The 19,760-nt window shown below is 63.0% G+C and carries 21 protein-coding genes; 8 read left to right on the top strand and 13 right to left on the bottom strand.

Annotation, left to right across the window (positions count from 1 at the left end; translation table 11 throughout):
* From C266_RS11650 to C266_RS11635, 4 genes are all read left to right on the top strand, one after another.
* Positions 1-1,407, top strand: a complete 1,407-nt coding sequence (locus C266_RS11650; RefSeq protein ID WP_010806456.1) for an MFS transporter — start codon at positions 1-3, stop codon at positions 1,405-1,407.
* A 161-nt stretch (positions 1,408-1,568) separates the two neighbouring features.
* Positions 1,569-1,988 carry a DUF3224 domain-containing protein gene (locus C266_RS11645; RefSeq protein WP_010806455.1) on the top strand — a complete coding sequence of 140 codons (420 nt, stop codon included), beginning with the start codon at positions 1,569-1,571 and terminating at the stop codon, positions 1,986-1,988.
* A gap of 20 nt (positions 1,989-2,008) precedes the next feature.
* Positions 2,009-2,362, top strand: coding sequence for a VOC family protein (locus C266_RS11640; RefSeq protein WP_010806454.1), 354 nt, complete (start codon positions 2,009-2,011; stop codon positions 2,360-2,362).
* Between the two features lie 178 nt (positions 2,363-2,540).
* Positions 2,541-3,299 (top strand): hypothetical protein, encoded by a 759-nt coding sequence (locus tag C266_RS11635; protein WP_010806453.1) that lies wholly within the window; start codon positions 2,541-2,543, stop codon positions 3,297-3,299.
* A 278-nt stretch (positions 3,300-3,577) separates the two neighbouring features.
* Here the strand turns inward: C266_RS11635 and glmS are convergent, their stop codons facing one another.
* On the bottom strand, positions 3,578-5,407 hold the full coding sequence (glmS, locus tag C266_RS11630) for a glutamine--fructose-6-phosphate transaminase (isomerizing) (protein WP_010806452.1): 1,830 nt from the start codon (positions 5,405-5,407) through the stop codon (positions 3,578-3,580).
* A 158-nt stretch (positions 5,408-5,565) separates the two neighbouring features.
* Here glmS and C266_RS11625 point away from each other — a divergent pair, with 158 nt between their 5' ends.
* The 4 genes from C266_RS11625 (at position 5,566) to C266_RS11610 (ending at position 9,398) form a co-directional block, all read left to right on the top strand.
* Entirely contained in the window at positions 5,566-6,051 is a 486-nt protein-coding gene (locus C266_RS11625) for an Lrp/AsnC family transcriptional regulator (RefSeq protein WP_010806451.1), read from the top strand.
* A gap of 103 nt (positions 6,052-6,154) precedes the next feature.
* Positions 6,155-6,928, top strand: a complete 774-nt coding sequence (locus C266_RS11620; RefSeq protein WP_010806450.1) for a DeoR/GlpR family DNA-binding transcription regulator — start codon at positions 6,155-6,157, stop codon at positions 6,926-6,928.
* 43 nt (positions 6,929-6,971) lie between these two features.
* A complete protein-coding gene (locus C266_RS11615) occupies positions 6,972-7,961 on the top strand; it encodes a glycerophosphodiester phosphodiesterase family protein (RefSeq protein ID WP_010806449.1) in 990 nt (329 codons plus the stop codon).
* Positions 7,962-8,162: 201 nt separating this feature from the next.
* A complete protein-coding gene (locus C266_RS11610) occupies positions 8,163-9,398 on the top strand; it encodes a porin (protein ID WP_010806448.1) in 1,236 nt (411 codons plus the stop codon).
* A 124-nt stretch (positions 9,399-9,522) separates the two neighbouring features.
* Here the strand turns inward: C266_RS11610 and C266_RS11605 are convergent, their stop codons facing one another.
* The 12 genes from C266_RS11605 to C266_RS11550 all read right to left on the bottom strand — a co-directional run bounded on the left by C266_RS11605 (position 9,523) and on the right by C266_RS11550 (position 19,721).
* Positions 9,523-10,410 carry an AraC family transcriptional regulator gene (locus C266_RS11605; protein WP_010806447.1) on the bottom strand — a complete coding sequence of 296 codons (888 nt, stop codon included), beginning with the start codon at positions 10,408-10,410 and terminating at the stop codon, positions 9,523-9,525.
* A gap of 101 nt (positions 10,411-10,511) precedes the next feature.
* Entirely contained in the window at positions 10,512-10,802 is a 291-nt protein-coding gene (locus C266_RS11600; protein WP_010806446.1) for a DUF4148 domain-containing protein, read from the bottom strand.
* A gap of 268 nt (positions 10,803-11,070) precedes the next feature.
* Positions 11,071-11,562: an Rrf2 family transcriptional regulator gene (locus C266_RS11595; protein ID WP_010806445.1), complete on the bottom strand. Its 492-nt coding sequence runs from the start codon at positions 11,560-11,562 to the stop codon at positions 11,071-11,073.
* Between the two features lie 126 nt (positions 11,563-11,688).
* Complete coding sequence (locus C266_RS11590) at positions 11,689-12,720, bottom strand: branched-chain amino acid ABC transporter permease (protein ID WP_010806444.1); 1,032 nt, start codon at positions 12,718-12,720, stop codon at positions 11,689-11,691.
* Positions 12,721-12,727: 7 nt separating this feature from the next.
* A complete protein-coding gene (locus C266_RS11585) occupies positions 12,728-13,618 on the bottom strand; it encodes a branched-chain amino acid ABC transporter permease (RefSeq protein WP_010806443.1) in 891 nt (296 codons plus the stop codon).
* Between the two features lie 21 nt (positions 13,619-13,639).
* Positions 13,640-14,395, bottom strand: coding sequence for an ABC transporter ATP-binding protein (locus tag C266_RS11580; RefSeq protein WP_010806442.1), 756 nt, complete (start codon positions 14,393-14,395; stop codon positions 13,640-13,642).
* The gene (locus C266_RS11575; protein ID WP_010806441.1) at positions 14,392-15,171 is read right to left on the bottom strand and encodes an ABC transporter ATP-binding protein; all 780 of its coding nucleotides are present in this window, start codon (positions 15,169-15,171) and stop codon (positions 14,392-14,394) included. Before C266_RS11575 ends, C266_RS11580 begins: the two co-directional genes overlap by 4 nt.
* 4 nt (positions 15,172-15,175) lie before the next feature.
* The gene (locus tag C266_RS11570) at positions 15,176-15,865 is read right to left on the bottom strand and encodes a DUF2848 domain-containing protein (protein ID WP_010806440.1); all 690 of its coding nucleotides are present in this window, start codon (positions 15,863-15,865) and stop codon (positions 15,176-15,178) included.
* Positions 15,866-15,900: 35 nt separating this feature from the next.
* The gene (locus C266_RS11565) at positions 15,901-17,142 is read right to left on the bottom strand and encodes an ABC transporter substrate-binding protein (RefSeq protein WP_010806439.1); all 1,242 of its coding nucleotides are present in this window, start codon (positions 17,140-17,142) and stop codon (positions 15,901-15,903) included.
* 106 nt (positions 17,143-17,248) lie between these two features.
* On the bottom strand, positions 17,249-17,629 hold the full coding sequence (locus C266_RS11560; protein WP_010806438.1) for a hypothetical protein: 381 nt from the start codon (positions 17,627-17,629) through the stop codon (positions 17,249-17,251).
* Between the two features lie 65 nt (positions 17,630-17,694).
* Positions 17,695-19,176 (bottom strand): 4-hydroxyphenylacetate 3-hydroxylase family protein, encoded by a 1,482-nt coding sequence (locus C266_RS11555; RefSeq protein ID WP_010806437.1) that lies wholly within the window; start codon positions 19,174-19,176, stop codon positions 17,695-17,697.
* A 26-nt stretch (positions 19,177-19,202) separates the two neighbouring features.
* Positions 19,203-19,721: a flavin reductase family protein gene (locus tag C266_RS11550; protein ID WP_010806436.1), complete on the bottom strand. Its 519-nt coding sequence runs from the start codon at positions 19,719-19,721 to the stop codon at positions 19,203-19,205.
* Positions 19,722-19,760 lie beyond the last annotated feature (39 nt).

Raw genomic sequence — 19,760 nt, 5'->3', positions numbered from 1 at the left:
ATGTCGTCGCTGCCCCCGACCGCCAATACGCCCACGGCTGGCGCCCCTGCCGGGGTGCAATCGCACGAGCCGCCAGCCACCGGACGCGGCCTCGCGATGACGGCGGTCTTGCTTGCCGTCTCGCTGGCCAGTCTCGACACCGCCATCGCCAACACGGCCCTGCCGCAAATGGCGCTCGATCTGAACGCGACGCCGTCGGCTTCGGTCTGGATCGTGAACGCCTATCAACTGGCAATGGTCGCGACACTGCTCCCCTTTGCCTCGCTGGGCGAGCGCATGGGCCACAAGCGCGTATTCATGTGGGGCGTGGCGGTGTTTCTCGTCGCGTCGCTGCTGTGCGCACTGTCGCCAACGCTCGGCTTTCTGGCGGCGGCTCGCCTCATGCAAGGCGTGGGCGCTGCGGCGGTAATGAGTGTGAATATCGCGCTCATCCGCTTCCTGTATCCGGCCCATCAGCTCGGACGCGGCGTCGGGCTGAACGCACTCATCGTCGGCATTTCCTTTGCCATCGGGCCGACGATCGCGTCGCTCGTACTCGCGTTCGCAAGCTGGCCGTGGCTGTTCCTGATCAACGTGCCCACGGCGCTGCTGGCGCTGGCGTTCTCGCGCCGCAACCTGCCGGACACGCCGCGCAGCGAACATAAGCCCGACATGATCGCCGCGCTGCTCAACGTGTTGACATTCTCGCTGCTGATCTTCGCGTTGAGTCAGAGCGCACAACAGGCCGACTGGCATCTGACGCTGGGCTGCTTCGTCGGGGCGCTGGTGTTCGGATGGGCGCTCATTCGCCGCGAGCGCGACCATCGTGCGCCAATGCTGCCGGTCGATCTGCTGCGTCTGCCCGCGTTCGCACTCTCTACGATCACCGCCGTCTGTGCGTTTGCAACGCAGGGACTGGGGCTCGTGTCGTTGCCGTTCTATTTCGAAAACGTGCTGCATCGCAGCCCCATCGAGACAGGCTTTCTGATGACGCCGTGGCCGTTCTTCGTGGCCGCGATTGCGCCGTTGGCCGGGCGCCTGTCGGATCGTTATCCGCCCGGTGCCTTGGGTGCGATCGGTCTGGCGATGCTAAGCGCCGGTATGGCATTGCTCGCGGTCATGCCCGAACATGCCGCGCTATGGGATATCGGCTGGCGGATGGCGTTGTGCGGTCTGGGCTTCGGCTTTTTCCAGTCGCCGAACCTGAAGGCCTTCATGCACAGCGCTCCGCCTGAGCGCAGCGGTGGGGCAAGTGGCATGGTGGGCACGTCGCGACTGCTGGGTCAGGCGACGGGCGCGGCGCTCGTCGCCCTGGCCCTGGGTCTTGCGGGCACGCACGGTTCCACGTGGGCGCTGGCGTGGGGGGCGATATTCTCGGCCGCAGGCTGCCTTGCCAGTGGCTTGCGATTGGTGCCGCAACGCGCCTGAGAACACCTCGAAGCCGTTATGCAAAGAAGCCCCGCCTCGTGCGGGGCTTCGTCGTTTTGCGGTGCAATGACATCCAACGCTTGCATATTGGCGAAGCTTGAGTACACTGAATACTGTACAAAAACACAGCATTTCGCACACTCCAACCGAGGACCAAGCAAGTGAACTACTCAGCCCAAGGGCGCTTCGACATTGAACTTGAGCCGCAGCCGCTAAGCCCCGTTGCCGACAGCACCGGGCTTGGCCGTCTATCGTTGAACAAGACGTATCACGGTGACTTGCAGGCGACAAGCCAGGGAGAAATGCTGTCGTTCCGCAGCAGCACTCAGGGTTCCGCCGGCTACGTGGCGATGGAAACGGTGCGTGGCGCGCTGCAAGGCCGCAGCGGCACTTTCGTGCTCCAGCACAGCGCGACCATGACGCGCGGCGCGCCTGTCCAGTCCATCAGCATTGTCCCCGATTCCGGTACCGGCGCATTGTCTGGAATTTCGGGGACGCTGGTCATCACCATTACCGACGGCCAGCATTCCTATGCGTTCGACTATGCCCTGCCAGAAGGGCACAACGACTCGCACCACTGAACCCCCGCCAGGAGACAGACATGAGCACACGAGGTCTCGACCGTCAGATCGACAATATCGAATTCAACGTGAGCGACATCGCCCGCAGCAAAGCCTTCTACGGCAGTGTTTTTGGCTGGACATTCACCGACTACGGCCCGGCCTACACCGAGTTCAGCGACGGCCGGCTCACTGGCGGATTCACTCCCGGCGAAGCTCGACCGGGCGGTCCGCTGATCATCCTGTATGCGGACGACCTCGCTCAAACCCAACGCCGTGTTGAAGCCGCGGGCGCCAGGATCAGCCTCCCCGTCTTCTCGTTCCCGGGCGGCCGCCGCTTTCACTTCACCGACCCTGACGGCTACGAACTCGCCGTCTGGTCGGCGGCAGAGTGAGGCGCGCGTTCGGGCAGCGTCCCTTTCGCGCATGCGTCCCTCGGCGCTCACGCTGAGCCCGGCGGATATTCAGCCGGTCGGACTATGCGTGAACTAAGAATCACACGCGAAACTTAACCTATTCATCACCGGCCGCGAGCGCAGGAAAAGCACGAGCGTCTGCACAATAGGTTAAGCCATGAATGCCAATATTCAGAAGACGCTAGGCAAGGTGCCTGAGGTCACACTCATGTTCTGGGTGGTCAAGATTGCAGCCACGACCTTGGGTGAAACAGGTGGCGACGCCGTTTCCATGTCGATGAATCTTGGATACCTTGTCGCCACAGCCATCTTCGCCCTGATTTTCGTCGTTGCCGTTACGGCGCAAATCCGGGCGAAATCGTTTCATCCCGCGTTGTATTGGGTAACGATCATCGCCACGACGACCGTCGGTACGACACTGGCTGACTTTGCCGACCGTTCACTGGGCATTGGGTACGCGGGTGGAACGTCGATCCTGCTGGCATTGCTGCTCGGTTCGCTGTGGGTCTGGCACCGCACGATGGGCTCGGTGGCCGTCGATACGGTCAACTCGCCAAAGGCGGAAGCGTTCTATTGGGTCACGATCATGTTCTCCCAGACGCTGGGGACAGCGTTGGGAGACTGGACTGCCGATACGGCCGGGCTTGGCTATACCGGCGCGGCGGTCGTCTTCGGCGCCCTTCTGCTGGTTCTCGTCGGCGCGTATTTCTGGACCAGAACGTCGCGTGTTTTTCTGTTCTGGGCTGCATTCATCCTCACCCGGCCGCTAGGCGCCGTTGTCGGTGATTTTCTGGATAAGCCCATTAGTGCCGGCGGACTTGCGTTGAGCCGATACTCGGCTTCCTTTGCCTTGCTGGCGTTCATTCTGACCAGCTTGCTGCTGGTACGGCAACGCGCCTCCGCGAAAGCGCATTAACCTTGGCCTTGCCAAACGAAACACCACGGCGAAAAACGCGCCGTGGTGCCTGAAAGCATGAGCAGCCGGGAACTGCTCAGAACGCCACGCGGATGAGGTAATCGAGAAGCGCGAAGAGAGGGTTTTCGAAGTCGCCCATGTCAATCTCCTTGAAGGTCATCTATCGGTTCTCCCGTGTTCACTTGTCGTCGACAGTGCGTCGGGTTGAGTGCATTCTCAGCCTCGTAAGGAAATGCCACAACTGCGATTAATACGGGCCGCCAGACCTGTCACAAACGTCATTCCACCGTGACCGATTTCGCCAGATTTCTCGGCTTGTCCACATCCGTGCCGCGTGCAACGGCGGCGTGATACGCCAGCAACTGCATCGGGATGGTATGGAGAATGGGCGACAGCAGACCGTAGTGCTCATTCAACCGGATCACGTCGATATCTGCGCCGGGCGACAAGCCGCAATCGCTGTCGGCGAATACGTAGAGCTTGCCGTTTCGCGCGCTGACCTCGTGCATGTTCGACTTCAGCTTCTCCAGCAACCGGTCGTTCGGCGCCACCGCCACCACTGGCATTTCATCGCTCACGAGCGCGAGCGGTCCGTGCTTGAGTTCGCCCGCCGGATACGCTTCCGCGTGGATGTACGAAATCTCCTTCATCTTCAGCGCCCCTTCCATTGCGACCGGATAATGCAGCCCCCGGCCGAGAAACAGGATGTCCTGCCGACGCGTCAATTGCTCTGCCCACGCAATGATCTGCGGCTCCAGCGCCAGCACTTTTGCGATGGCGTCCGGCAGATGCCGCAGGGCGCGCAGATGTTGCTGCTCATCGTCATCCGGCAAACGCTTACGGCTTTGTGCCAGCGTCAACGCCAGAAGAAACAGAGCGACGAGCTGCGTGGTGAACGCCTTCGTCGACGCCACACCGATCTCCACCCCGGCCCGCGTGAAAAACGTCAACGCACACTCGCGCGCCAACGCGCTCGTCGCCACATTGCAGATCGCCAGCGTGTGACGCATTCCTCGCTGCTTCGCTACATGCACGGCCCCCAGCACGTCGGCAGTCTCGCCGCTTTGCGAAACGGCGACGACCAGCGTCTTCTGATTGGCCACACTGTCGCGATAGCGATACTCGCTCGCGATTTCCACGCTCACCGGCAGTTGCGCAAGACTCTCGATCCAGTATTTCGCCGTCAATGCCGCGTGATAACTCCCTCCGCAAGCGAGCAGGAGCACCGAGTCCACCTCATTGAACACCCGCCAGGCGTTGTCACCGAATAGCTCAGGCATGATCGACGTCACATCCTGCAACGTGTCCGCGACCGCCCGCGGCTGCTCGAAGATCTCCTTCTGCATGTAGTAGCGATACGGCCCCAGGTCGGCCGCCCCGCTATGCGCGGCGACACGATTGACCGGACGTTCGACCCGCTGCCCCTGCGCATCCGAGACCCAGAAGCGGTGAAGCTGGACGTCCGCAACGTCGCCGTTCTCCAGATACACGATCTGGTCGGTGACGTTCGCGAGCGCGATCGCATCGGAGGCGAGGAAGTTCTCCCCATCCCCCACACCGACGATCAGCGGCATGCCGTCGCGCGCGCCGACCAGGCGATGCGGCTCGTCGCGGCAAATCACCACAATGGCGTAGCTGCCGCGCAACTGCGATGCGGCCGCCTTCACGGCTTCGAACAAATCGCCGTCGTAAAGATGGTCGATCAGATGCGCGATGACCTCGCTGTCCGTTTGGCTCGCAAAGCGATAGCCATGCGACTCCAGCGTCGCACGCAATGACTCGTGATTCTCGATGATGCCGTTGTGCGAAAGCGCGATGCGCGGCGCGTCGGCGCTCGGCGAAAAGTGGGGATGCGCGTTGTCGGTGACCGGCTTGCCGTGCGTTGCCCAGCGCGTGTGGGCAATCCCGGTGTAACCCGTGAGCCCGAGTCGGCCGATTTCATCCTGTAGATTCGCCACGCGCTCGACGCTGCGTGCGCGCACCAACTCCCGCTCGCGATACAGCGCGACGCCACACGAGTCGTACCCGCGGTACTCCAGACGCTTCAGACCGTCGACAAGGTTGGGGACGATATCCCGTTGCGCGACCGCGCCGATGATTCCACACATAACGCCTCTCCGAATTGATTCGTTGTCAGTCAGTGAGGCGATGGTAGAGTTGACATCATGAAATTAATCGTCAATATTCCCCATCAGATGAAATATAAATTCACAATAAACCATTGATGAAATTAAATTTCACAACACGCCATTCCGCAGGAGACCCCATGACGGGCATCACCCTGGACGATCTGGACTTGCGAATCCTGAGCGAGCTGCAAGCCGACTCGTCTATTTCGAACCTTGAACTCTCGCAGCGCGTCCATGCGTCCGCTCCAACCTGTCTGCGCCGGGTGCGGGCACTCAGCGACGCGGGCGTGATCGAGCGACAGATCGCTATCATCGATCCGTCGAAGCTGGGGCCGACGCTAACCGCCGTTGTCGAAGTGAGTCTCGACCGGCAAACCGCCGAGGATTACGACACCTTCGAGTCCTACATCTGCGCGGAGCCCGTCGTCACCCAGTGCTACCGCGTGTCGCCGGGGCCAGACTTCGTGGTCATCGCCGAAGTCGGCGACATGGCGCAGTACGACGAACTCGCGCGCCGGCTGTTCAAAAGCTCGGCGAATATTCGCAACGTGCGCACGTTCTTTTCAACGCGTCGCGCGAAATTCGAAGCCAATGCCCCCATTCGTCCGAACATTTCTCGCTGACTGAAAATGTTCATTTGAACATTCGTCATCGTCATTTGAATGTCACGCTCGGCTGTCAAAGTGGCGCCCATTCCAGAACGAATGTGCGCGACACGACCGCCCGATGGACCTTTCCGAACGCCAGACCCGCATCGTTGCCCTGTTTCGCCAGCATGGCGAAATGAGTGTCGATGCGCTCGCCGATCACTTCGGTGTGGCTACCCAGACGATTCGCCGTGACGTCAACACACTGTGCGATGCCAATGTGTTGCGTCGCTATCACGGCGGCGCGCGTCTGCTCACGCCGGGTCCGAACCAACCGTACGAAGTGCGTCGCGTGCGCAACCTCGAAGGCAAGCTGCGCATCGGTCACGCGGCCGCCGAGCGTATCCCCGATGGTGCCACGGTGCTGCTCGGCATCGGCACGACGCCCGAACAAGTCGCCGTCGCCCTCGTGCCTCGCAAGCGGCTGTGCGTCATCACCAATAACCTGCGCGCCGCGCTGGTTCTGGCAAGCAACCCCGAACACCGAGTGATCGTTCCCGGCGGTGAACTGCGTTCGCCCAACCCGGAGATTCTCGGAGACGAAGCCGACCGCCTGTTCCGTGCCTATCGCGCCGACGTCGGCGTGTACAGCGTTGGCGGCATCGACGACGACGGCACGCTGCTCGATTACGACCGTCACGAAGCCGCATCGCGCGAAGCTCTGCGCGACGCGAGCCGCTATCGCATTCTCGTGGCGGACACCTACAAGTTCTCCCGCAAACCCAGCGTGCGGGGTGGCCAACTCGACGAACAGGATCTCGTCATCACCGACGCTCCACTGCCCGAGCCGCTACGCGAACACTTGCAGGCACCGTCCGCCTCACTCGCGTCGCCCGAGATTCTCATTGTCTGACCCGATACCGATCGCTCACCTCTTCGCCTCGAGACCGCCCGTCATGCACTCCGCTTACCCCCGCTTCAATCGCTTCGCCGCCCCGCCCGCCGGGCCCGAGTGGACTCGCCTTGCGGCGGCCGGCGTCGCCGCGCTCGCCTTCGTCTTCGGTACGCTCACCCCGGCCGTTGCCGGCGCCGCCCCGCTGATCGTCGCGCATCGCGGTGGCACCGGCGACACCCCCGAGAACACGGTGCAGGCCTTCACCAATGCGTTACAGAACGGCGCGCAGGCCTTGTGGATGACCGTGCAGGTCACGCGCGACGGGGTGCCGGTGATGTACCGTCCGGCCGATCTTTCCGCACTGACCGACGGACGCGGCAAGCTCGCCGACATCGACTACGCCGACGTGCATCGGCTCAATGCGGGTTTTGCCTTCTCTCGCAAGGACACCAACGGGCAGACCGTCTTCCCGTACCGCGACCACCCGTTGCCCATCCCCACCTTGCGCGAGGCGCTCGCCGCCGTGCCCGCCAACGTGCCCGTGCTGCTCGACATGAAGCAAACGCCCGCCGCACCGCTGGTGGAAGCCGTCATCAAGGTGCTCGACGAGACCAACGCCTGGTCGCGCGTGCGCCTCTATTCGACCGAAGCCGAAGCGACCGACCGCCTGCGCGCTCGCCGCCCTCAGGCACAACTGTTCGAGTCGCGCGACGCGACCCGTAGCCGCCTCGTTGCCGCTGCACTCGCAGGACGGTGCGATGCGCCGCCCGCGCCCGGCACATGGGCCGGCATCGAATTGCATCGTCAGGTGGAAGTGGTTGAGCGCTTCACGCTCGGCGAGGGGATCTCGAAAGTCGTGGCGAACTGGTGGACGCCTGCCGCCGTGCAGTGCTTCAAGTCGCGCGGCGATGTGCATCTCGTCGCCTTCGGTGTCGAGACGCCGCAGGACTTCGAAGCGGCGTCACAGCTGGGTTTCGATGCCGTGATGACCGATTCCCCCGCTCGCTTGCGTGCGGCATTGGCCAATCAGGCGCCGAGCGCGTCGAAGTAAATCGTCCGTTCGCGCGGCTTTCTGCCGCCGCGCGACGGGCGACCGACGCACCGCCTGATTCTCCGCCGAAGTCAAACGGCTTCCCCACGGAGAAACGATTGTCATATTTTTAGTATTCCTAATTTAAATCGCGATGCGACAACAGGATTCGTCAAGCCGGAATAGGCATCGCCCCCCACTGCCACACACAGGAAACACACCATGAAGCCACTTGCTCTCCCCCCTCTCGCCCGTGCTGCCGCACTGGTCATCGGCTGCGGTGTTGCCGCGCTCGCTCATGCCCAGTCCAATGTCACGTTGTACGGTATCGTCGACGGCGGCATCGGTTATGCCAGCAATGTCGCCAGCGTTACCCGTGCAGGCGCGGCCGGCCGCCCGGCGCTCGTCAATGGTGCATCGAATTACGCGTTCCAGAGCGGCACGTGGCAGGGCAGCCGCTGGGGCATTCAGGGAACGGAAGACCTCGGCAACGGCCTGAAGGCGCTGTTCCGCCTGGAGAACGGCTTCAATATCGGTAACGGCATCGCGAGTCAGGGAGGTGCGGAGTTCGGCCGCCACGCATACGTCGGCCTGCAAGACAAGGCTTACGGCACCATCACGCTCGGCCGCCAGTACGACCCGCTGATCGATCTGGTCGGCTCGGTCGGTGGCACGGCACTGCTCTCGGGCGTCGCTGCGCATCCGGGCGACGTCGACAACCTCGATCACAGCTCGCGCGTGAACAACAGCGTGAAATACCGTTCACCGACGTGGGGCGGCTTCACCTTCGGCGCCATGTACGGCTTCGGCGGCCAGCCGGGCACGATGGGACGTCAGAACACCTGGGGTCTCGCCGGGCAGTACGCGAACGGCCCGATCGCGTGGGGTGTGGGTTACTCGCACGCCAACAACGACAAGGCAAGTGCCACGGACACGACGATCGGAAGCTGGGCAGGCTCGTCCGAATCGGCATTCGCATCGTCGATCAACGCCGGTTATGCCAGCGCCAAGGCACGCGACATCATCGCTACCTCGATGACCTACCAGATCGGCGACGCCACGCTGGGCGCGAACTACAGCCACACGGAGTACTCGGCAAGCAGCTACTCGCGCTTTACCCGCACAGCCAAGTTCGATTCCGTCGGCGTGCTGGCAATGTATCGCGTGACCAAAGCATTCCGGCTGGGCGGCGGCTACAGCTTCACCAACGTGAATGCACCGGCCGCGAACACGTCGGGCGCGAAGTACCACCAGTTCAACCTCGCGGCGTTCTACAACCTGTCCAAACGCACGGAGTTGTACGCGCTGGCGGGCTACCAGAAGGCCTCCGGCAGCACGCTCGATACCTTCGGCAATGTGATCGACGCGACGGCCTCGGTTGGCGACGCCGCCAACGGCATGTCGTCGGCGAGCAACGCGCAAACCGTCGTGCGCCTGGGCGTGAGCCACGTTTTCTAAGGCTGAAAAACAAACCGACCGGGACGTTGCGCATCAGCGCACGTTCCGGCCGGTCTTGTGACGCATGACTTGTGCCCGGCTGCGCCGGGCTTTCGTACTGAACGTCTCCACGGTACTACAGTGCTTAAGCCGCCTGAGCCGGCGCCGGTACGAGCGTCACGCGCGGCGGCGGCAGCATCGTCACGGCGTGCATCTGCGCGCGCAACCAGTCGCGCGGGCTGCTTCCTGTCTTACGGCGGAAGGCGCGAGCGAGCGCCGACGCGCTTTCATACCCCACTTCTTCGGCCACGCGCGCAATCGGCTGGCCATCGCGCAGACGTTTCTGCGCAAGGCCGATGCGCCAGTCGAGCAGATAATCCGCCGGGGATTGCCCGACGACTTCGCGAAACTGCGCGGCAAAGTTGGCTCGCGACATGTTGGCGGTGCCGGCCAGCGACTCCACCGTCCATGCTTCACCCGGCTGATGGTGAATCACATGCAGCGCCCGCGCAAGGCGCGGATCGGCCAGCCCGGCAAGCATGCCATGACTCACCATGCGCTGCTCCAGCACATGGCGCAGCAACTGGATGACGAGCAATTCGAACAAGCGGTCCATCACAGCAAGACGCCCGCACTGCGTGCCGAACGCTTCCATGAACAACCAGTTCAACGTGAGTTCGAGCGTGGAAAGCGATTTCGTCGGCAAGACGAGATACTCCGGCAGCGCCGCCACGAGCGGATTGTTCTGTCCGCCGTCGAACGACAGCGATCCGCACACGAGTTCCGTTCTCGCGCCTTCTCCCGAGAGCAACTGATGATGGTTGCGGCGCGGAAAGAAGATCAACGATGGCTCGACGATGTCCTGCCGCGAGCCATCTTCAAGCACAAGCGCGACTTCGCCTGTACGCAGCAAATGCAGATGTCCGCCGTCATGTGCGTCGACACCGTAACTGGCAATGCCACAAAGGCCGCCGCTATGAAACACACCGGCGCGAACGCCGAAATTCGAAATCAAGGTGGAGAGCCGGTCCATGGCGCACTCGAGTGTTGTCTAACCTGGTGCGCCAATTATCGGGGATTTGGCCAACGCTTGCTTGCAACCGGCATCCCCTCCCTTCGACCACGACCGACGCCTCAGGCGCGGTCGTCACCCACGGGCGCACCTGTGCCGATTTCCGCGCGAACTTCCGCTCGCGAACGACCGGCTGAAGACCGTTGTTGCAGCAATGACGGATAGGTTTGAAGCGACTGGTCGAGTTGGCCCGAGGCACGCGCCTGACGCAACTCGTCGCGCACTTGTGCACGGGTGACGCCTTGCGTCGCGACCGGCTGACCCGCATCGGCGGTTTGGGTTTCGGCGAAGGCAGAAGCGGAAGCCAGCGTAGCGGTGGCGATCAGGGCAGCGGCAATAGTACGGGCGTTCATGATGAGACTCCTTTCGTTCGGCAACAAGCGCCGGGTCTTGGTTTGCTCGACCGCGTACCTCATGCGTTGAATCGCTGGGCTGGCGTTATCGGGCACGACTCAAGATTACGAAAGGGTGAGGCAAATTTCGCGGCTGCGCGTCTGCAAGATGCGACCAATCGTCCAGATCTTGCGATAGCCATTAACCGGCGCTATGGCATCGATAGCGAACGTCGATAAGCGCGTAAAAAATCGGAGGAATGCGGAAAAAACGGGCGCTGCGGCGGGATTACGACTCGGTGACGCGCCGTTTGACTTTGATATCCGCGACCGGAACGACGGCGGCCACCGCGTCGCCGAGCAGGCGTCGCAACACGGCGGGCTTGCCCACCAGATCGGCCAGTGTGTAGCGATCGAGCACCGCGAAGTAGGCGCGCAGCGCCTCGCCCAACACGCCACGCAAGTTGCATGCCGACGTGATGACACAGGCGCTCTCGCCCGGATGGAAGCACTCGACCATCGCGAAGTCGGGTTCCATCGCCCGCACCACGTCGCCGAGTCCGATGCGCTCCGGCGGCCGCCCCAGCCGAATCCCGCCCGAGCGTCCGCGCACGGTGTGCAGGAAGCCCAGTTGACCGAGCTTTTGCACGATCTTCACGAGATGATTCTTGGGAATGTCGAACGCCTCAGCCACGGACTGCACGTGCACCAGCTCGTCGGGATGAACCGCGACGTAGATCAGGGTGCGCAGACTGTAATCGGTATGGTCGGTGAGTCGCATTCGGCGGGGAGCAGCGGGAGCGGACAGGGCGGCACGATGTTGCCGCCCGGTAGTCTTGCGAGGCAGTTTAACATGGCCTTGACATGCATCTTATGTCCCGCCAGGCCCTTGCGCCCCCCCCGCCCGCTATCGCCCCGACCCTTTGATCGCGCCAGCCAACGCCGCCGGGCGAACCGCGTTGTTACGGCGCGCCACCCAGCGTTGCCGCCAGGCAAGCCATTCGCCAACGATGCCGCGACGGAACAGCAACACGCAGAGCACGAAGATCACCCCCGTCACCACACTCACCATCGAACCAAGTCCGGCGAAAGCCGGCCAGCCGGTCGCCTGCGCCAGCCAGTTACCGATATCGCCGAGCTTGGTCTCCAGCGAGATGATGAGCAACGCGCCCACCACCGGCCCGAAGCGCGTGCCCATGCCACCGACCAGCGTCATCAGAATGACCGACCCCGAGAGCGACCAATGCACGTCGGACAGCGTGGCAAAGCCGAGCACCAGCGTTTTGAGCGCCCCCGCGAGGCCCGCTATCGCGGCCGACAGCACAAACGCCAGCAGCTTGAAACGCGTCGCCTCATAGCCCAACGAAATCGCGCGTGGCTCGTTCTCCCTGATCGCCGCCAGCACGCGGCCGAAGGGAGACGCAATGACCCGCGACATCAACGCAAACGTTGCCGCAACCACGGCAAGCACCACGAAATACAGCGTGAGATCGTTGTCCAGCGACAAGCCGAAAAGCGTCTGGCGAGGCACGCCCTGCAACCCATCCTCCCCGCCGGTAAATGGTGCTTGCAGACAGAAAAAGTAGAACATCTGCGCGAAGGCGAGCGTAATCATCGCGAAATAGATGCCTTGACGCCGGATCGCGAACAGCCCGAAACCCAACCCGAACACGGCGCCGGTCACCACGCCGGTCAGCATACCGGCCAGCGGCGACCACGCGAGATCGCGCATCACATAACCCGCGAAGTACGCCGCCCCGCCGAAGAACGCGGCATGACCGAACGACAACAACCCCGTGTAGCCAAGCACCAGATTGAGCGAACAGGCGAACAGCGCGAAGCACAGCACCTTCATCGCAAAGACGGGATAGACCCCGAGGGCCGGCAACGCGGCCAACAGCACGAGCAGCACAAAATCGAAACGGTATTGACGCATCATCGACGACTCATTTGTAGGCATAACCACCGAACAGACCATGCGGACGCACGAGCAGCACGAGCGCCATGATCACGAACACGACCGTGGCCGAAGCCTCCGGGTACCAAAGTTTGGTCAGTCCCTCCAGCACCCCGAGCGCGAGCCCCGTGACGACCGATCCGGCAATCGACCCCATGCCGCCAATCACTACGATGGCGAAGACCGTCACGATCATCGGCTGCCCCATGATCGGTGAGACTTGCATGATGGGGGCGGCCAGCACCCCCGCGAATGCCGCCAGCGCGGCACCGAAGGCATAGGTAAGCGTGACCATGAGCGGCACGTTCACGCCGAAGGTCTCGACGAGCCGCGCATTCTCGGTACCGGCTCTGAGCAGGGCCCCGATGCGGGTACGCTCAACGACAAACCACGTGAGCGCACAAGCGGCGAGCGACGCCGCAACCACCCACGCGCGGTAATTCGGCAACACCATGAACGGCAGACGCGTCGCGCCGGCGAGCAGCGCCGGCCCCTCGAACGACATGCCCGACACGCCGTACGCCGACCGGCCAAGCCCCTCGATGATGAGCGTGAGGCCAAGCGTGAGCAGCAGACCGTACAGATGATCGAGCTTATAAATGCGCGAGAGCAGCCCGCGTTCGATGACCGCACCGAGCAACCCGGCGGCCAACGGCGCGATCACCAGCATCGCCCAGTAGTTCAGCCCGAGATACTGGCCGCCCATCCAGGCCACGAGCGCGCCGATCATGAACAGCGCCCCGTGCGCGAAGTTGATGACATTGAGCAAGCCGAAGATGACCGACAGGCCAAGACTCAGCACGGCGTAGAAGCACCCGTTGACCAGCCCGAGCATCAATTGGCTGAGCAACGCCGGCAGAGGAATATCGAAAGGATTCACGGCAATGACCTTCTGAGCGGGTTACACGTTGAGCAGCGTTTGCAGCGCCTGTGTATGGGCGGACAACCGGTCGGCGTCGAATTGCAGCGCGATGCGGCCGTGCTCCATGACATAGAAGCGCTCGGCAAGCGGCGCGGCAAAGTGGAAGTTCTGTTCGACAAGCACGATGGTGTAGCCGCGCGATTTGAGCGTCTCGATCATGCGGGCGAGTGTGCGCACGATGGCGGGCGCCAACCCTTCGGAGATCTCGTCAAGCAGCAACAGCCGGACCCCCGTGCGCAGAATGCGCGCGATGGCCAGCATCTGCTGCTCTCCGCCCGAGAGTCGCGTGCCCGGACTGTGCCGGCGCTCCGCCAGGTTCGGAAACATCGCGTAGATCTCGTCGAGCGACATGCCAGCCTGCCCCGGTGCGGCGCCGCGCGTCGCCAGCACCGGCGGCAGCAGCAGGTTTTCCTCGCACGACAGACTGGCGAAGATGCCCCGCTCCTCTGGACAGAAGCCCACGCCACATCGTGCGATCTTGCGCGTCGGCAGGCCGATGGTCTCGCGTCCGAAAACGCGCACCGAACCGGCACGCGTATCCGTGAGCCCGAGAATAGCGCGCAACGTCGTGCTGCGGCCCGCGCCGTTTCGTCCCAACAGGCTGACGACCTCGCCCTGCCCCGCCACCAGATCGACGCCATGCAGGATGTGCGATTCGCCGTACCACGCTTGCAGGCCGGTCACCGTCAGCGCCGGAACGCTGGCCGCGACGAGCGACGATTCGTAGGCTTTCATGCGTGCGCTCCTTCCAGCGTGGCATCCGCCGACCCCATGTAGGCTTCACGCACCCGAGCATCGGCCGTGACGGTGGCGTAGTTGCCTTCGGCCAGAATCTCGCCGCGCTGCAATACGGTGATCGTGTCGGCGATGCCCGACACCACTTTCATGTTGTGCTCGACCATCAGCACCGTACGCCCGGCCGCGACTTGCCGGATGAGCGCAGCCACCCGCTCGACATCCTCATGTCCCATACCTTGCGTGGGCTCGTCGAGCAGCATGACGTCCGGCTCCATGGCAAGCGTCGTGGCGATTTCCAGCGCCCGTTTGCGTCCGTAGGGCAACGATACGGTCAACTCGTGCGCATAGGCGGCAATGCCTACCTCATCGAGCAACGCCATCGCACGCGTATCCAGGTCGCCCAGCCCGCGCGTGCTGCGCCAGAAGTGATAGGACTGGCCCGTGGCGCGTTGCAACGCCACGCGCACGTTCTCGATAACGGACAAATGTCCGAACACCGCCGAGATCTGGAACGAGCGGATCATGCCGCGCCGCGCCACCGCCGCCGGGGCGAGACGGGTGATGTCCTCGCCGCGATAGAAAATCTGGCCCGACGTCGGTGTCAGGAACTTGGTCAGGAGGTTGAAGCACGTTGTCTTGCCCGCACCGTTCGGGCCAATGAGCGCGTGAATCGCCCCGCGCCTGACCTTCAGATCCACGCCGTCCACCGCAGTGAAGCCACGAAACGCCTTGGTGAGCTGGCGGGTTTCGAGAATGATGTCGTCGTGATGCATGCGCTTACCCCACCACCGGTAGCGGGGTAATACCGTAACCATGTTGCAGTCGACGTTCGAGCACGGGGTCTTCCAGCTCGAAATCGAAACGCTCGGCCGAACGAATACCGCCGATGGCCGCCAGCGTGCCGCACAGCATGGCGGTGCCGTCTTCGAAGCGCCCGCCTGCCTCGGCGAAGCGCGCTAGCAGATCCTGCGGCGAGCGCATCGCCGTGACCGGCCCCTGCTGGTACAGCACCTTTTCGCCGTTGATGTTGGCGTAGCTGCGCAGCATGAGCCTGTCCCAATGCGGCTCGATGTCGGCCAGCCGCCACAGCATCGCCGCGCAGGGCTTCTCGCACATCTGCTTCGAGACGGTCACCCCGTAGGTTTCCACCTCGCGGTCCGTGTGGTCCGACGCTACACCGACATACGTTTCGCCCCCGCTGCGTACGAGCAGAAACTCGACCTCGCCGCTGCTTGCGCGTCCGCTCGCCTCGATGTGGGCCTGCGTCGTGAGCCGGTCGCTCGATACCCGGTAGAACATCGGCGTGGCCGCCGGGCGCTTCACGCCCAGCACCTCCAATTCACGGATGTGATGCTCCATCGCTTCGACATCCCGCCCCGTCCAGCCCGCAATTACAAGCTGTTTGATGGCGACATCGCGCTCGACGATACCGTCTGCCGTCTGTACAACGAAATGCATGAGATTCATCTTGCCAACTCCGGTCATGGCCTGACTTCCTGGGATCACTTCTTCACGAGCGCGCACTGGCTCTGGGCGAGCGGACGAAACGCCTCGTTGGCGGGGATCGTCTGCAGCACCTTGTAGTAATCCCAGGGCTTCTTCGATTCCTTGGGCGACTTCACTTCCACGAGATACATGTCGTGCACCATCAGGCCATCGGGACGAATCTGACCGCCTTTGGCGAAGAAGTCGTTGATGGGTGCCTGTTTCATCGACGCCATGACCGTGTCGGCCTCGTCGGTGCCGGTGCGCTGCACGGCTTGCAGGTAGTGCATGACAGACGAATAGGTGCCAGCGTGCACGAGCGTCGGCATCTTGCCGGTCTTCGCGAAGAAGCGCTGGGCCCAGGTGCGCGAGGCGTCGTCTCGGTCCCAATAGAAAGCGGTGGTCAACGTCATGCCCTGCGCCGCTTCGAGTCCGAGGCTGTGAATGTCGCTGATGAACATGTGCAGACCGGCAATCTTCTGTTTGCCGGGGGCGGTGATGCCGAACTCGCGCGCCGTCTTGATCGCATTCACGGTGTCCGCACCCGCATTGGCCAGCGCAATCACCTTGGCGCGCGACGCCTGCGCTTGCAGCAGATAGGACGACAGGTCCGCCGAATTGAGCGGATGCTTCGCGCGGCCCACGACCTTGCCGTTCACGTGTTGCAGCGCTTCGGTGGCATCCTTCTCCAGCGACGCGCCCAGCGCGTAGTCGACGGTGAGGAAATACCAACTGTTATCGCCGCTGCGCGTCATCGCCTTGACCGTGTTCGACGCGAACGAATAGGTGTCGTATGAGTACTGCACCGTGTACGGCGAGCAGTCTTCGTTGACGAGCCGTGTGGTGCCCGCGCCCGTCACGATGGCGATACGGTGTTTGGCCTTGGCGACGTTGGCCACCGCCAGCGCCACGGACGACGGCAGCAAATCCTCGACCACGTCGACCTGCTGGTTGTCGAACCAATCGCGGGCGATGGTCGCCGCCACGTCGGTCTTGTTCTGATGATCGGCCGAAATCACTTTGATCGGCACGCCGTTGACCTTGCCGCCAAAGTCGTCGACGGCCATTTGCGCGGCAATCACCGAGCCCTTGCCGCCGATGTCGGAGAAGATCGACGACATGTCGGTGAGCACGCCGATCTTCACGACCCCGTCGCTCATCTTGCCGGGCTGGGCCTGTGCGGCGAACGGCACGGCGAAGGCGGCGGCGAGCACCAGGGCAGCCATTGACGTGGTACGACTTGCGCAAAACGTAAACATGATGTTTTCCCGATAGCCTGTAGAGGTGTGGTGTGGGTGAAACCGTCTCCCGGCGGCGCGGCAACGCCCTCACGTTCGCCGCGCCCAATGCCCTGCCTTGAACGTGTCAGGCCGGGTCGTAGTAGTGAATTTCGAGAAGCAGGCAGCCGCCGTTCGACTTGAAGGGGCCATGGAACGCGCCCGGCGGGCGGCACGCATAGGTGTTCGGCGCAAACGCTTCACCGCCCTCGCCCTGTGCGTCGTTGCCGACCGTCAGATCGCCCGAGACGAGATAGACCTCCTCCCAGTAGGTATGCACGAACGGGGCCGTGGTGTAGATGCCCGGTGCGAAGCGCAGCAAGCGCGTGCGGCTGCCCGCGCGGTTCGGCTCGTCGAGCGAGCCCGCGAGAATCTTCTGTTCGATGCCCGGGGGATAGCCGGGAGGCACCTCCCATCCTTCTTTCATATCGATGGAGTGAAACTCGTCATGCAACTTGTTGATCGCCATGGGAACTCCTTGTCTGTGGCGGGTAATGCCGTCGTAGTACGGTTGTCGTGGGAATGCAGTGCAGCTCAGGCCGCGACCGGCTGCCGGACGATCTCGTCCGAGAGCGCATAGGTGCCGAGCAGGTTGTCGACCAGACGCGTGGCCTTCTGCCAGTCGTACGTGCGATAGGCATGGCCCTTGGTCACGAAGGTCGCACCGGCGTAGAACATCTCGTACTGGTTATGGCGCGAGGCGAATTCGGAGCCCACGGCGTCCCAGGCGAGCTTGAAGAACTTCACGCGCGCTTCGGCGTCGGCCACCGGCGACTTCTGGGTCTTCTCGATAATGCTGGCGAGCATCGGGTTTTCGAAGTCGTGGATGCTCGACGGCAGCATGATCATGCCGCCGCCCGCCAGTTCGCGAAGCGTGCCGAGTACCTTGCCGTAGAGCTGTTGGGTGAGCACTTGCGAGCCGTAGAGCAGGTTGCGGTCCGGCACGTAGTAACCCTTCTCCATATGACCCTTCGCCTCCATGCCGTGCACCCACGCCTCGACCATCGCGGCTTCGGCCGCCAGTTGTCCGAGCGTCTCGCGTACCTGAGGGAAGGCATTGGTGCCGTTCACCTCGGTAATGCGCAATGCGATGCCCACGAGGAAGCGCAGCTTGACCATCAGCCGCACCTGACATTGATAGTTCTGATAGCTGTGGGCAGGCGTGGCGTGGAACTGCTTCGCGCACATGGCCGTGTCGCCAGCGACGAAGATGCGCTCCCACGGCACCTTCACGTCGTCGAAATACAGCACGGCGTCGTTCTCGTCGAAGCGCGACGCGAGCGGGTTATCGAACACCGACGTGGCGCTGCCCTCGTATGACTTGCGCGACAGCACGCGCAAGCCCTTGGTATTCATGGGGATCGCAAACGACAGTGCGTACATCTCGTCGCCCGCCTTGAGTGGCTGGATGCAACTGCAGAAGACCTCGTTGGCCATGATGCCGCTGGTGGCAAGCATCTTCGCCCCCCGCACCGTAATGCCCTCGTGGTCCTGATCCACAATGCCGACAGCGAGGTACTTGTCCTCTTGCTCGTGCGCAGCTTTCGACTGATTGGCCTGCGGGTTGACGATCACATACGTCAGGAACAGATCGTTGTCGCGAGCGTATTTGTAGTAGTCGCGCAGCGCCCCCGCGCGCCCGGCGTCGTATTGTTCGAAAACGTCGATACCCATCACCATGCCGGAAATGCACGAGGCCACGTGATCCGGCGAGCGCCCCATGAAGCCGTAATGCAACTCGCTCCACGCTTCGAGCATCTCGCGGCGCTGCACCAGTTCGTCGTAGCTCGTGGGCAACTGCCAGATGCGTGAGACCCGATCGCCCGTGTCCGGCGACGCGAAGGTCATTGCCTCGAGGTTCTCGGGACGCGCCTGAAAGTCGTACAGACTCGCGTAGCTGCGAATGGAGTTGCGGAACGCCGGATGGGTGGTCACGTCACCGACGGCCTTGCCGTCGATATACACCTCACGTCCGTCGCGCAGTTGGCCGATATGTTGACTACCGTTCTTTACCATGACTCTCTCCTGAAACCCTGGGGAACTCACGCCGCGACCGGCGTGGTGTCGAGCGAGCGGTACTGCCCGCCGAAGAAAATGAGCGGCCGGCCGTCGTGGCGCGCCGCGTGGCGCACAACCCGTCCGACAAAGATCACGTGATCGCCACCGTCGTGTTGCGCATACGGCTCGCATTCGATGGCGGCCAGCGCACCCGGCAACCGGCCAATGCCCTCGCCCTCGAAACTCACGCCGTCCCACTTGTTACCCCGGGCAGTCGCGAAACGGTTGGAGGTGTCGCGCTGGCTCTCGTCGAGCACGTTCACCGTGTAGCGCGCAGCCGTGCATAGGTCGTCGAGGCTCAGACAGCGCCGGTCGACAGAGAACAGCACCAGCGGCGGCGCAAGCGAGACCGAGTTGAACGACGCCACAGTGATACCGATGGGCGGCCCGTCGTCGCGGGGCGCCGTGATCACGGCCACGCCTGTGGCAAACATGGCGAGCGTGCGACGGAACTGTCGCCCCTCGTCTTCCGAAGCCTGTACTGCGGTCGATGCGTCGTTCATGATTACCTCCTTCTCAAAGCGGCCTCGCTGCGAAACGAC

Origin of the sequence: Pandoraea sp. SD6-2, from assembly GCF_000389825.1 — a bacterium.
Classification (GTDB): Bacteria; Pseudomonadota; Gammaproteobacteria; order Burkholderiales; family Burkholderiaceae; genus Pandoraea; species Pandoraea communis.
This window is presented reverse-complemented; position numbering and strand designations above follow the sequence as displayed.

Coding starts and splice junctions, on each gene's coding strand:
- C266_RS11650 (WP_010806456.1), top strand. CDS start 1: ATGTCGTCGCTGCCCCCGACCGCCAATACGCCCACGGCTGGCGCCCCT.
- C266_RS11640 (WP_010806454.1), top strand. CDS start 2,009: ATGAGCACACGAGGTCTCGACCGTCAGATCGACAATATCGAATTCAAC.
- C266_RS11635 (WP_010806453.1), top strand. CDS start 2,541: ATGAATGCCAATATTCAGAAGACGCTAGGCAAGGTGCCTGAGGTCACA.
- glmS (WP_010806452.1), bottom strand. CDS start 5,407: ATGTGTGGAATCATCGGCGCGGTCGCGCAACGGGATATCGTCCCCAAC.
- C266_RS11625 (WP_010806451.1), top strand. CDS start 5,566: ATGACGGGCATCACCCTGGACGATCTGGACTTGCGAATCCTGAGCGAG.
- C266_RS11620 (WP_010806450.1), top strand. CDS start 6,155: ATGGACCTTTCCGAACGCCAGACCCGCATCGTTGCCCTGTTTCGCCAG.
- C266_RS11615 (WP_010806449.1), top strand. CDS start 6,972: ATGCACTCCGCTTACCCCCGCTTCAATCGCTTCGCCGCCCCGCCCGCC.
- C266_RS11610 (WP_010806448.1), top strand. CDS start 8,163: ATGAAGCCACTTGCTCTCCCCCCTCTCGCCCGTGCTGCCGCACTGGTC.
- C266_RS11605 (WP_010806447.1), bottom strand. CDS start 10,410: ATGGACCGGCTCTCCACCTTGATTTCGAATTTCGGCGTTCGCGCCGGT.
- C266_RS11600 (WP_010806446.1), bottom strand. CDS start 10,802: ATGAACGCCCGTACTATTGCCGCTGCCCTGATCGCCACCGCTACGCTG.
- C266_RS11595 (WP_010806445.1), bottom strand. CDS start 11,562: ATGCGACTCACCGACCATACCGATTACAGTCTGCGCACCCTGATCTAC.
- C266_RS11590 (WP_010806444.1), bottom strand. CDS start 12,720: ATGATGCGTCAATACCGTTTCGATTTTGTGCTGCTCGTGCTGTTGGCC.
- C266_RS11580 (WP_010806442.1), bottom strand. CDS start 14,395: ATGAAAGCCTACGAATCGTCGCTCGTCGCGGCCAGCGTTCCGGCGCTG.
- C266_RS11575 (WP_010806441.1), bottom strand. CDS start 15,171: ATGCATCACGACGACATCATTCTCGAAACCCGCCAGCTCACCAAGGCG.
- C266_RS11570 (WP_010806440.1), bottom strand. CDS start 15,865: ATGAATCTCATGCATTTCGTTGTACAGACGGCAGACGGTATCGTCGAG.
- C266_RS11565 (WP_010806439.1), bottom strand. CDS start 17,142: ATGTTTACGTTTTGCGCAAGTCGTACCACGTCAATGGCTGCCCTGGTG.
- C266_RS11560 (WP_010806438.1), bottom strand. CDS start 17,629: ATGGCGATCAACAAGTTGCATGACGAGTTTCACTCCATCGATATGAAA.
- C266_RS11555 (WP_010806437.1), bottom strand. CDS start 19,176: ATGGTAAAGAACGGTAGTCAACATATCGGCCAACTGCGCGACGGACGT.
- C266_RS11550 (WP_010806436.1), bottom strand. CDS start 19,721: ATGAACGACGCATCGACCGCAGTACAGGCTTCGGAAGACGAGGGGCGA.